At 64.5% G+C, this 12,570-nt stretch carries 8 protein-coding genes; 3 read left to right on the top strand and 5 right to left on the bottom strand.

All coding sequences use genetic code 11. The features are described 5' to 3' along the window. Positions 1–428 precede the first annotated feature (428 nt). Positions 429–1,070: a hypothetical protein gene (locus HPY44_18115; GenBank protein ID NSW57923.1), complete on the top strand. Its 642-nt coding sequence runs from the start codon at positions 429–431 to the stop codon at positions 1,068–1,070. A 9-nt stretch (positions 1,071–1,079) separates the two neighbouring features. On the opposite strand, the gene HPY44_18110 is transcribed toward HPY44_18115, so the two are convergent. The 4 genes from HPY44_18110 to HPY44_18095 are packed head-to-tail and all read right to left on the bottom strand — an operon-like array spanning position 1,080 to position 6,333. Continuing rightward, entirely contained in the window at positions 1,080–2,624 is a 1,545-nt protein-coding gene (locus HPY44_18110; GenBank protein ID NSW57922.1) for a response regulator, read from the bottom strand. A gap of 51 nt (positions 2,625–2,675) precedes the next feature. Beyond that, a complete protein-coding gene (locus HPY44_18105) occupies positions 2,676–4,760 on the bottom strand; it encodes a hypothetical protein (GenBank protein NSW57921.1) in 2,085 nt (694 codons plus the stop codon). Next, entirely contained in the window at positions 4,757–5,479 is a 723-nt protein-coding gene (locus HPY44_18100) for a hypothetical protein (protein NSW57920.1), read from the bottom strand. The genes HPY44_18105 and HPY44_18100 overlap by 4 nt, the downstream gene beginning before the upstream one ends. A 20-nt stretch (positions 5,480–5,499) precedes the next feature. Further along, positions 5,500–6,333, bottom strand: a complete 834-nt coding sequence (locus tag HPY44_18095) for an amidohydrolase family protein (GenBank protein ID NSW57919.1) — start codon at positions 6,331–6,333, stop codon at positions 5,500–5,502. A 144-nt stretch (positions 6,334–6,477) separates the two neighbouring features. Between HPY44_18095 and HPY44_18090 the strand changes: the two genes are divergently transcribed. After that, positions 6,478–7,986 (top strand): L-fuculokinase, encoded by a 1,509-nt coding sequence (locus tag HPY44_18090; protein NSW57918.1) that lies wholly within the window; start codon positions 6,478–6,480, stop codon positions 7,984–7,986. 12 nt (positions 7,987–7,998) lie between these two features. On the opposite strand, the gene HPY44_18085 is transcribed toward HPY44_18090, so the two are convergent. Continuing rightward, positions 7,999–8,937 (bottom strand): diguanylate cyclase, encoded by a 939-nt coding sequence (locus HPY44_18085; GenBank protein ID NSW57917.1) that lies wholly within the window; start codon positions 8,935–8,937, stop codon positions 7,999–8,001. A 308-nt stretch (positions 8,938–9,245) separates the two neighbouring features. Between HPY44_18085 and HPY44_18080 the strand changes: the two genes are divergently transcribed. Further along, positions 9,246–12,533, top strand: a complete 3,288-nt coding sequence (locus HPY44_18080) for a hypothetical protein (GenBank protein NSW57916.1) — start codon at positions 9,246–9,248, stop codon at positions 12,531–12,533. Positions 12,534–12,570 lie beyond the last annotated feature (37 nt).

The raw sequence follows: 12,570 nt of genomic DNA, 5'->3' as shown, positions 1-12,570 counted from the left end.
ATTGTTGAAGGAGTCTTCGCATGGCCGGCAAAGAATGGGATTGGATGTCTGTCGCGCGCCGGCCTCGGGCCGGGAATTGAACGCCTAGATAAAGGCAAGTCGGGAGGTCTGCCATGGGCAAGAAATGCCCGAAGTGCGGAATGACCAGCGATCGCGACGACCTGTGCACCTGGTGTAACGCCGACCTGCGCCCTCCCCAGAAGAAGCAACCGGCAGCCGGTCAACAGGCCTCGGCCGGGCCACAGCCGGGCCGCGTTGCACCGCCACCGCGCCCGGGACAGCCTGCATCCACGGCGCCGAGCGCAACCGGCCCTCCAAGGCCGGCCGCGCACGGTGCTCCCACGGCTTCGGGTGCTCCCGCCCCATCGCGCCGCAGGCCCCCCGAGCCCGAACCCGAACCGCCATCGCGCCCCCCGTGGCTACTTCCGGTGATCATCGTTGGCGGCGGCATTTCCATACTCGCCATTGCCCTGTTGATGGTGGGGGTCGCGGCCTCAGGCCCGCCCCCTGAGCCCGGTGAATGGGCCAGCTTCACCTCGAAGGACAAGAGCTTCTCCGCATACTATCCGACGGGCTGGGGAGAGCCGGACAACGCGGGTTCCGGCGGAACTTTCGTTCTCGTCACGTGGAAAGGCACGCGGCTCGCGCGGGTCTCGGTCCGGGGCGCATCCGGGGCGGGAGCGGTCGGGGACGCGGCGGCAGCAAAGGAGCGGGTTGCCGCCTCCAACCTTGGTCCCGGAGAGCAACTTCCGCTGGAGTTGACCGCCGATGGCGCAATGCTCCAGCACTTCAAGAATGAGAAATGGCTCAAAGAGCATCCGGGGTACCAGGAAGGCAGCCCGACATTCGATTACCGTTTCGCCAAGACCCGCGCAGCCTTCGTGGAGTACAGCTATACCAAGCGAGCCGGACTTCTGCCGGTGAAGATGAAGGGGATGCGGTGGGCCAGCTTCCAGGGCGACTACAGCTACCATGTAGTCGCAGAAGCGCCAGAGAAACACTGGGACAAGTTCAAGCCAATCGCGGAGCAGATTGTGGCAGGCGTGCAGTTGGGCGGCGCGGCTCAGTAGCCCCCTGTCTCAATCGCCGGATTGCCCACTCGAGGCCTCAGATCCCGCGGCCGAGGCCAGTTGGAGAACCCGACGCACCGAAAAAGGCTTGCGCAGGTAAGAGGCCCCGACCTGCTGCAGGAAGGCGTCCAAGTCCGGCGTCGGTTCCCCGCCCGAAGCGAACACCACGCGACCGGCAAGCTCGGGCCGCAGCGTGGAAAGACGACGATGGAACTCGCGCCCGTTCATGCCCGGAAGAGTCAGGTCGCACAGGATCAGGTGGTAGTCCCTGGACTGGGCACGCGTAAGCGCCACTTCGGCGCTCGACGCCTCATCCACCTGGTGCCCGGCATTTGACAGGGCCTGAGAGATCACCTGGCGAACCGCCTCGTCGTCATCGACAATCAAGACACGTGCCGGCTCGTGGTGCGTGCGCGGGGTCATTTCTTCGCCTGGTTCGGGCACCGGTTGGTCGCATCTCTCGGCGGCAGGCAGCAGCACCTCGAAGACTGCGCCTCCGTCCTCGTGGTTGCGTGCCAGCAACTCTCCCCCGTACCGGTGCACGATCCCCTGGGCGATGCTCAGTCCTAACCCCGTACCGACTCCCGGCGCCTTTGTTGTGAAGAACGGCTCGAACAGATGGGGAAGCACGGGCAACGGGATGCCGGGGCCATTGTCGCGCACCGCGATGCGCACCCGCCCGTCTCGCGCCCCGGTCTCCACACTAACACATGGCTCCGGGCACCCTTCCAGCGCCTGCTGAGCGTTTACCAGCAGGTTGATCAGGACCTGCTGCAATTCCGCCGGTGCCACGTTGACCGGCGGCGTCTTCTCCTCATGCCTGATCTGGATGTGAATTCCCCTCTCCGAGAACTCGAAGGCGAGGAATCGGGCCGCTTCCGAGACAAGAGCGGACGCCGAAACAGGTACCGGCACCGGGTCTTCGCCGCGCACGAAGCTGAGCAGGTTGCGGATTAGTTCGCGGGCGCGGAGGGTCTGGTCCACGAGGCGCTGCAGATAACCGCGTCCGGCGTTCGTAAACACGTGGGGTTCCAGAAGTTCACCGGCGCCCAGGATCGCACCCAGCGGGTTACCCAGTTCGTGAGCGACCCCGGCCACCGCCTGCCCGATGCAGCGAATGCGCTCCTGGTGCTCCAGTTGTTTTTCAAGCTGCAGACGCACACTGACGTCCTCAGCACAGGCAACGACGTGCCCTGCCCCGGCGCCCACGTCGCTCAGGCGGCGGATCGTCCAGCGCAAGACCTGATGCTGCGAGACGCCAATTTGCCTGCGGGTGTGGATCGTGAGGGGTATCTCGACACCAGCAGCCTGCCTCAGGAGCGTATCCGCATCGATCTCGGCTCCGGTGGCCGCGAAAAAAGCCGAGGCAGGCATACCCAGGAAAGGCGTGTCATCTCCCCCGACCAGCCCTGCCGCCGCGCGATTTGTCCTTACGATGAGGCTGTCAGGTCCGATCAGGATAACAGGAAGCGGCAGCGTTTCCAGCACCGCCCAACCATCTGGAGCCTGCGCCGGTGCCAGAGTGACTGTCCGCTGCGATTGCGGTTCGAGCACGCGGATGCCTCCTGACGGTCTCTGAAGGACCGCCCACGCGTCTTCCTGCTTCTATCGAAGCACCACCACCTGGTAGATGCCCAGAGGTGGCAGTTTGATTGTTGCCGCGCCATCCACGGCCTGCGCCGTCACTCGTTGGCACTCAGGACGTCCGGGCGTCCAGACTTCCGCCGTGATCTCCTGGTGCGCCGGCACTTCGAGTTCCAGTTCAGCGACCTCCAGGGGCGGCCCAGCCTTCTCACCAAGCGGCGCCGAGTAGTTCAGCACATGATAGACCCGTTGTCGATTCTCGGCGGGCCTCTCCCAGGCCGCTACCCGCACCCATGCCGGGGCGTTCTGTCCCGCAAGTGAAAGGACCCCGAAGTCTTCGCCTGTCAATGCGCGCAGCAGGCCGGCTACGTCGCGCCGGGGCACGTCCGGGGACCGGAGTATTCCGCCAGATCCCAGGGGCAGCAATGCTCTGGCGGGCAGTTCGCGGTAAGACCTGTCCAGCTCGCCAAACTGCGTGTCCCAGCGGGGCAGCGGATCGAAGACCAGCAGGTGCCCACCCGACCGGACATACTGCTCCAGGGCTTCAAGCTGCGGGATGGACAGCACCTGGGCCCCAGGCAGGATGACCGCCCGGTACCGGGACAGCCGCGGGGTGGCCAGGTCCTCCTCAAGCAGGTACTCAAACAAGACATGATCGTCCACAAGCGAGCGCGTCAGCCTCTCCACGAGAGCTGCGTTAGTCTTGTTCAGGTACAGCGCCTGTTCCGGCAGGAGCGCGATCCCCACGTCCGCGATGGGCCTGAGGCCCGTGTAAAGGTCCCCATGCGTCTCGAAAAAGGCTCGGTACTCATTGAGCGCGGGTCCGAAGAGCTTGTAGTCCGGCCGTATCAGGAACCCGCCGCCCGAACCGAACGCAGCCGCTTCTGCCATCCCCAGGCGGGCCGTCGCGTCATTCAGCTCCAGCTCCGGGTCCCGTCGCGGGTAACCGGCCCGTGTGAGGATGATCGGCTTTACCCGCGTGCGTACCGCACGGGTAAGGCAATACTCGTAAATGTTGTCGTTGTACTTGTTTACGGCAATGTCACCGACGATCTTGAATCGCGCCCGTCCCGGATGTGTCCCGTAGTCCCCCAGGGACTTCTCAAACATGACGTAGTCGCTATCGCGAAACGCCAGCTTCACTGCTTCCGGACGCTGGTGTCCTCCATTGGGGAAGGTTCTGAACCCTGGCTTGACACTGTCTCCAGCCTGTCTGATGCGCACCTGATGTCTGCGCAGGCTCTCCAGCCAGAAACGATGGGTTTCGGCCCAGAGCAGCCCCTGGCGCTCTACCGAAAGATGGATCTCGTCGGCGCCCTTGAACCCGAACAGGCGCTCAAGCTCCTCAGGCCGGTAACGCGCGCTAAGGAACTCTCGGAAGCCTTCCTGGCAGAAGGCGCAGTAGCATCGCTGCGAGCCGCTGTTGTCCACAAAGCAGCCGTCGTAACCGCACCTCGCAACAAGCCGCACCACTGCCGACAGCCACGCCTGCCAGGCTGGGTTGTTCACACAAGCCGCTTCGCGATGGTTGGGCTCGTATGGGGGGTAGAAGTCTCCCGTGTAGGCATAGAAGCGCACCGGGTTGCCCTGCGGGTCGCGCTGCAGCCAGTCGGCTACATCCCGCTCCGGCCGGGGCCCGAGCCCGAAAGATGCATACTCATCCCAGTGATCGTAGAACTCCCAAAGTCCTGCCCTGGTATCGGGGTGACCAGCGACGGTGTTTGAGCAGACGTACGGCATCACCAGCGAGACCCCGGCATCGTGCAGATCGGCAACCATCCGGGTGAGGTCGGCGATGCGTGCGGCCACCTCATCCGGAGAGAGGCGGCGGATGCTCTCACCCTTGCCGTATGCCTGATTCTCACCACCCAGTGCCGCAATCGGTCCCCAGTTGTGGGTCATCGGCACATCCTTGCCCAGGTGCAGGAGCGTCGGCGGCGCGTTCCTCACATCCTCCATCCATTGCGCGTTGCCCAGGTGGGCATTCCCATAGTCGAGCACATAGGTGATGGGCGGCTCGCTAGACCACTCATCCTGGGCGAAGCCGGTGACGCAGCAGATCGACACCAGTAACACAATCCCGAAGCCGGTACCGGATATGCTCATTGCCAGTCACCCCTCAAGGCCACCGACCGGACCGCCTCGGCAGTTGGGGCCAGGAACGGAGGCAAGCTGTCTCCCAGATACAGGAGACAGTCGTCCAGGTTCATGCCGGGCGTCTGCGGGGCGGTGACGCGCACCGACCATTCCGCCCCATCCTGCCCAGCAGGGACATCCACATCCAGCTTCTCCAGCCGGTCCGCGTCGCCGTCCAGGACTTTCGTCACCCGACCGTCGGGGGCGAGGACCTCGACCCGAATGCCCTCGCGGGTCACAGACGATTGGGCGAACAGTCCAAAGGACCGGAGCCCTGCGGGTACGTGGAAGTACAGCCGGGGCACCTCGCCCACCGTTTGCAGGGGCAGGCGGCTTGAGACCACGAAAGCCCACGGGGGGCCCGAGAGCGCGCAGGTGGCCAGATTCCAGCCCGACGTAAGCTCCAGCACATGCAGTCCCGGGGTCTTCACCCTCACATCCAGCACTGCCTGCGCGCCAGGGGGGACCTGCCCCCACGCGACTTCATCTCCCGACCGGTCATAGAGCGTGTACTCCAACCAGTCGGGATAGGTCCCATGGGGGATGCAGTTGAAGTCGGCGCGCAGAGTCGCGGTTTCATCAGGGACCAGCACCAGATAGCACGAATGCCGCAGGCGCAGCAGCGAGTCGTCGGCGACGCAGACACCGATGCCTGCGATCAGCAGGGCACACAACACAGTGCGTAACATGATCCACCTCCAACCGGTGGTCAGATGCCGAAGAACACTCGGGCGGCTGTGCCCTCGAGTATCATCGCCCGGTCCTCGTCGCTCAGAAAATCGAGACCATCCCGCACCAGCGCCAGGCTGTCCTCATAGGAGGACCTCATCACCTGGTACGGGCAGTCCGTGGCCCACATGAGCCGCGCTGCACCAAAAGCGTCGTAGACCTGACGTATCAATGGCACCAGGTCGGCATATGGCGGCTCGCCTTTTCCCAGGGCGTAGAACGCAGAGACCTTGACATTGCAGTTAGGGCAATAGCCCAGATCGCACAGGGCGGCGACGTCCCGGGGCTCGATGGGGCGCCCGCATCCCACCCGCCCCAGGTGATCGATAACGAAAGTCGTATCCGGGAAGGCGTGGGCGGCCCTGCCCACCGCGGGCAGGTACTCGGGATCGATGAGCGGGCATACTGCCATATCCAGTTCTCCGGCGATGCCCAGGAATCGCCGCCACTCGCCATCCTCGAGCCAGTCGGCAGGGTCCGCACCGCCGGGCTGCACCCGGAAACCCCGCACGCCGCCTTCGCGCAGACGCGCCATCTCCTCGGCCACATCGGCCTGACTGTGATCGATCACCGCCACTCCCCGGAAGGTCTCGGGCCAGCGGGCGATAGCGTCCAGCATGTAGGAATTATCGAATCCGTAGTAGCTCATCTGGATGAGCACCACGCGATCGACCCCGCACGGCTTGCAGTGGGCGAACAACTCCTGGGGGGTGAAGGTGATCGGGCGAATTGCAGCGGGGTCGTAGTCGGGCAGAATCGGGTACCGGTCGAAGTCCTGGTCCCAGATGTGCGAGTGGGCGTCGATGTATCCCATAGCAGCCTCCGTGGCGCATTTGATGGAAGGAGTTCGTCGCAGCTGCGGAGAATGCCTGCCACAACTCAGCGTCATCCTCGCCGCCCTCTGGCCGGCGGCGCTTGTGACACAAAACCTCATTCGCACGCAAGGGGGATTTCCCGAATGGCAAGACAGGTCGCCATCGTCATGGACTGCGGTTCCACAAATGCCACGGTCATCGCGGTGGACCCGGAGGGCAGGATCGTCGCATCCGCAAGCCGCCCGAGTTCATCTACGCCCCAGCCTGGCTGTCCCGAAGGTTGGATTATCTGGGACCTGGAGGCGGTCTTCGCGCGCCTGTGCGACGCCTGCAAGGAGGTCGTGGCCCAGATTCCGAGCGATGAGATCGTGGCGGTGACGCTGGACACCTGCGGCGCCGACGGCGCTCCGGTGCGAGCAGACGGCTCTCTCACATATCCGGTCATTTGCTGGCAGGACTCCCGCACCGAGCCCCTTGCGGAGACCTTCGGAGACCGGATGTCGCCGTGGGAGGCATTTGCGGAAACCGGCTACCAGGTGATCCCCTTCGACAGTCTCTTGCGGCTCATCTGGTTGCGTGAAAACCAGCCCGATGCTCTGGAAACCGCGGACTGCTTCATGATGTTCGCGGGCCTGCTCAGCCACCTGCTCTGCGGAGAGAAGTCCATAGACCCCACCGCAGCGGGGACCATGATGTGCATGGACATGGCCAAGCGTGACTGGTCCGCGAAGATGCTCGCGTTGGCCGGTCTGGACGCAGGGTTCTTCCCGCGCTGGGTCGAGCCCGGCGAAGTCATCGGAGCCGTGCACGCCGCGGGCTCAGCCGCCAGTGGGCTTCCCGTGGGCACACCGGTTGTTGCTGCGGGGCATGACACCCAGTTCGCTGCAGTAGGCTGCGGCGGCAAGCCCGGCGAGGCGATCCTCAGCAGCGGAACCTGGGAGATCCTGATGCTGCGCCACAACCGCTTCGAGCCCACGCGGTTTGGCTTTGAAGAGGGTCTCATCTACGAATGCGATGCCGAGCCCGGCCTGTGGAACCCCCAACTTCTCATGATGGGTTCGGGAGTGCTTGAATGGCTCCGGGACCTGCTCTACGGGGACGTTGCCCAGCGTTCCGACGCCTACGGAGTGATGATCGGCGAGGCGCAGCAGCTTTCTCCGGGAGCGGGGGGCGTCACGCTTGTTCCGAGCTTCGTTCCCAGCACCGGCCCCACGCGCAAGTTCGGCACTCGGGGCACTGTTCTGGGGCTTGAGCTTGACACCCGCCGTGGCCACGTGTACCGAGCTGCCCTGGAGGGGCTCTCCTTCCAGATGCGCCATGCGCTGGAGACCCTTGCCGAAGCAACAGGCTTCCAGCCCGCGTCCGTACGAGTGGTCGGGGGTGGTTCGAAGAACGCACTGTGGAATCAGATCCGCGCCGATGTGACCGGTTTGCCGGTAATCACCACTGAGCAGCAGGAAGCCACAGCACTGGGGGCCGCCATGTTCGCCTTCGTGGGTGCGGGAGTGTTCGCAAACGCCGCGGAAGCTCAGGCTGCCATGGACGTGGGCGAGCGCACCGTTGAGCCCGGTCCGGACTCTCCCGCATACCAGGACCTTTACGCGACGTACCGCTCGGTTCCGCCGGCACTCCAGGGGTTCTATTCAGGCTAGCGCAACACGAGCCTAACCCGTCCTGCGCAGTTCCATCCAGGCCGGGACCGCGGCGACCACGCGGTCTCGGCCGTCGCTTTTCGCCCGGTAGAGGGCATCGTCTGCCGCGGCAAGCAGGGCGCGTGGATCCTGGAGCCCGAGGCCACGCAAGTCTGCAAGCCCGCAGCTCAGGGTGACCTCGATGGCGGAGCGTTCCAGAACGATGGGGCAAGCAGCCACGTGCCGGCGCATGCGCTCGGCAACCGCTATCCCGTGGTCACGGCCGCATCCCGGCAAGACGCAAAGGAACTCCTCGCCTCCGAAACGCCCGACACTGTCGCAACTGCGCAACGACGAGGCAATCCGCGCAGCCACATGGCGCAGGACGTCATCCCCCGCCATGTGTCCCAGGGTGTCATTGACGCGCTTGAAGTGATCGATGTCGCACATGATCGCGCAGAGATCGGTGCCATCGTCGGTGCGTTGGACGACCTCGCAATCAAGTATCCCCAGAATACTGTTGCGGTTCCACAGACCGGTCAGCCCGTCGCGCGTGGCCTGAAGGCGCAGGAGGCTCTGGGCCTGGATGTGCCGGGCCTCAAGCTCGACGATGCGCGCCCCGGCCTGGATTCGCGCCTCAAGTTCCGAAGGGTCGAAGGGCTTGCTCAGATAGTCGTCGGCCCCTGCCTGAAGCCCTCGCACAAGCTGTTCCTTGCTTCCCCGCTCCGTCAAAAGGATCACGTAAACGTAACCGGCATCCGCATCCGCACGCAGGCGCCGGCAAACCTCCGGACCCGTGAGCCCCGGCAGTTGCCAGCCCAGAAGCGCGATGCGGGGGGCATCGTCTCCCCGCAAGCAGGCAAGGGCCGCCTTGCCGTCCGCGAAGGCGACCGGTTCGTGCCCGCAACTGTGCAGGCATCTCTGCATCGCGCCCAGAGCCAGCGGATCCTGCTCTGCGACAAGTATTCTCATTGGGGCTCCAGGAGTGTGATAGATCCCGCGCGGGGCCCAGAGCGTCAAGCATCGTGCCCACAATGCCCGCGAGGCCGCCGTCCCACCCGAGAGCATGGTGGGGATGGGCAGGGACCGCCGACGGGTGCAGCATCTACTACTTCGACCATGCGCCCGTCATCTTGAGGCCCGTCTGGACCACCGATCTGTGCCAAGCGTCGGCGGCAGTGCCGGACGGCAGGTTACGCGCGCCAAGCCGGCGAAATCGCCTTTCCGTGCGGACCGTCCGCCCCAGTGGGCAGGACAATCGGATGTTCCGGGAGGCCAACATGGCTGCTCGCATGATCGCAGTTTGTCTTCTTCTGGTCCTGGCGCCTTGCATGGCTCAGGTGACTTTCGAGACCGAAGCGTTCACCTGGAGACTTAGCGCTGATGGGCGGACGGAATCGCTTGTTGCCCATGCCACGGGAGAGGACCTCTGCAAGTCGACACTCCCCGCATTCGAGCTGACCGCAGGCAACACCGTGTTCCCTCCCGAGAGCATCAGGCTTGACGGTGACATGCTTCACGTCCGCTTTGCACGTGACGGCGGCTCATGCACATTCCGGGTCTCGCGCGGTCGCGGTCACGTGCTGCTGAAACTGGCGGACCTGCAGACAGCGGCGCCGATGAAGGCCATCGTCCTGTGCCGCTTGTTTGTGCCCAGGGAAGGCACCGTCGCCCATACGCTCAACGCGCTGCGCGGCGAGCGGACGACCATCGGCGTCATACCTACGAGTCCGTCGGTTCGCGCCGGCATCGCCGCCGACCCCAGCATGCGGCGTGGCGGATCGGCTTCCCCGGGCGCCAGCGCCCAGTCGGAGTATGTCACTGAGGCGAAGGTCGGCCCCGGCGCCGGCAGGTTTGTCGGCCGCAACCCTACCGATCAGATCGGCTGGACGTGCTGGTACAAGACCTTCCCGAGCCCCCTCGACATCAGTGGACACGCGGGCATCGGAGCATGGATCAAGGGCGACGGCAAGGGGCAGGCGCTGAAGATCCAGCTTACCGACGGCAAACACTGGCGCGACTACTACGTGACCATCGACTTCACCGGCTGGAAATACGTGGAACTGCCGCGCCCCGAAGGCGAGCCTATCGACTATACCCACATCACCCAGTGCAATATCTACTTCAACGGTCTCCCCCGCCAGAGCGAGGTCGAGTGCCTCGTGGATGACATCCGCGCCTTGGCTGAACTGGACGGCCAGCCCGAACCCCACGGCGACGACAGGGTTCTCGCGAGCATGGACGACCCGCTGGAGCAGTATTTCTCGCTCCCGGCCACGGTGCTTTCCGCCGACTGCGTGGCCGAATACGGCACTGAGGACGCCGGTGTCGCGTTGATGGTCTGCCCATCGGACGAACTGGCGAGGGGTCTGGTGGAAGTGGAACTCGCCGCCGGTCTGCCCAGCCCTCATTTCGGCGGTGTGTGGAACAAAGAATCCGACGACATCAACCGCTCGTACCTGTTCATCACTTCGATGGGGCTCGACGACGTGGACATGGTGATCGATTTCGCGCGCAAGTGCGGGTTCAGCACCATCCTCATCGGGCAGGAGAGCTGGTCCGAGAGCCTGGGGCACTACCCGATCAACCGCAAGCGCTTCCCGAGGGGGCTGGACGACCTGAGGGATGCGGTGGACCGCTTCCACGCTGCGGGTTTCCGCTGCGGTCTGCACTTCCTGGCCGCCGCGATCTCGAATAACGACCCTTATCTTACCCCAGTGCCCGACGACCGCCTGGTGATGGACGAGTTCACGGCTCTCGCTGAAGCGGTCGATGAGAAGGCGACCTTCATCCCCACCCCAACACCACCAACGAAGTTCCCGGCCATCGAAGGCGGATACCTGGGCGATTCGGCGGTGGTGCGCATTGGTGATGAGTTGATCTTCTACGGCTCGACCTCTCTCGAGGAGCCTTACGGCTTCAAGGACTGCCGACGGGGGATGTACGGGACTACCGCCGCCGCGCACGCGAAGGGCAGCCGCATCTCCCACATGATGCGTGGGTACGGGTACTTCCTGCATGATCCCGATAAGGGGCTCACTCAGGAGGTAGCGCGGAACCTGGCGGCGGTGGCGAATGGTTGCGGCGCGGACATGCTCTACTTTGACGGCTCCGAGCGCCTCAAGGGACCGCACTGGCGCTACAATGCACTGCTGCACAAGGCGTACTGGGATGCCCTGGGCCGCGATGACATGCTTCTGCAGGCCAGCAGCGTGTCGCCGTGGTCATGGCACATGCTTGCCCGGTACGCATCGGCCGACGGCCACGGAGACCTGAAGTGGTATCTCGACGAACGCCTCCCCCGCTTCGAATGGTATTCGAACAACTATCTCCCGTTGGACCTCGGATGGTACTACATCTACGGCCAACAGGTGACTCCGGACCAGATCGAGTATGTCTGCCAGAAAGCGCTGGGCTTCAACTGCTCCTTCAGCATCCAGACTAATCCGCAGACGATCCGCGACAATCCCCGGATGGACGAGTACATCCGGATCATTCGGGCCTATGAGGACTTGCGAATCAAGGGCACGCTGCACCCGGCATTGCGGGAGGATTTCAAGATCCCCGGCAAAGAGTACCGCCTGACGGGCGACGCGACCAACCCCACTTTCCGCCGGGTCAACTACGGCAAGGAAGTCGTGATTCTGCCAGGTTCGCCGGAGCAGACGGTAACGGTGCAGGTGGACCCAACGCTGGGCAAGCCTGTTCTCGGCCTGGAGGTCCGGGCGGGGAGGCAGGTCGCCCCCGGGCCCGAGTACGCGGACGAGAACGCCTGGATGCTCGAGGACTTCGAGGACATCACGGCCTATCTCGCCAAAGGCGCGGGAGGCCTTGCCCAGCACACGGCGGGCACGAATCTCGCGGGCAACACAAGCTCCGGCGTGACGCAGCAGCTGGAACTGGTCTCCGAGGGGGCCCGAGTTGGCCAGCACTGCGCCCGGTATACCGCCACCAGCACGCGCACGGATGATGGCGGCTGGTCGGCGGTGGGCAAGCGTTTCGACCCACCCTTGGACCTGCGCGAGCACGTGGCCCTCGGCGTGTGGATTCACGGGGATTCATCGGGCGCCAAACTCAAGATCCAGCCGCGCGGGGGCACGGGCCACTGGGCGCAGGATTACTACATCGACATCAACTTCACCGGCTGGCGGTTCGTGTTGCTCGAACGGCCGGAAGTGCCAAGCCCCGAACCCATCCAGTACGACACCGTGTCGTCGCTCACCTTCTACTTCAATGCGATCCCAGGCGGTAAGACCTGCACGGTGTTGATAGACGGCCTCAAGGCGTTGCGCAGGATCACTGACACGCGCACACCTGCGCCGGTGTTTCGCATGGTTGAGACGACATTGCAGGCAGACGCCAGCCTCGCCGAGGCCGAGTGGCTGCTGATTCCGGCCAGTGGTCAGGCGACACTGAAGACGTCGGAGAGCGCCACGCCGGTGACCGTATCGGGCGCCCTGGGCACACCAGCCGCGGGAACCGCGGAGATTCGTGTGGAGCAGCCCAGCGGCGCCCAGCAGACGCGCGAACTCGGGGTGCGCGCCTGGGTGGAATACGTCGAGGAGTAAACACGAGCAACTGCCCACAAGGGGAGGAGTACCGACA

It is taken from the genome of Armatimonadota bacterium (assembly GCA_013314775.1).
Taxonomy (GTDB): domain Bacteria; phylum Armatimonadota; class Zipacnadia; order Zipacnadales; family JABUFB01; genus JABUFB01.
The sequence above is the reverse complement of the archived record's forward strand: the minus strand, read 5'-3'. Positions and strand labels throughout refer to the sequence as shown.

Bases quoted from the DNA above. Each gene is read 5' to 3' on its own strand.
- HPY44_18105 (NSW57921.1), bottom strand. From the start codon at position 4,760: ATGAGCATATCCGGTACCGGCTTCGGGATTGTGTTACTGGTGTCGATC.
- HPY44_18100 (NSW57920.1), bottom strand. From the start codon at position 5,479: ATGTTACGCACTGTGTTGTGTGCCCTGCTGATCGCAGGCATCGGTGTC.
- HPY44_18095 (NSW57919.1), bottom strand. From the start codon at position 6,333: ATGGGATACATCGACGCCCACTCGCACATCTGGGACCAGGACTTCGAC.
- HPY44_18090 (NSW57918.1), top strand. From the start codon at position 6,478: ATGGCAAGACAGGTCGCCATCGTCATGGACTGCGGTTCCACAAATGCC.
- HPY44_18085 (NSW57917.1), bottom strand. From the start codon at position 8,937: ATGAGAATACTTGTCGCAGAGCAGGATCCGCTGGCTCTGGGCGCGATG.
- HPY44_18080 (NSW57916.1), top strand. From the start codon at position 9,246: ATGGCTGCTCGCATGATCGCAGTTTGTCTTCTTCTGGTCCTGGCGCCT.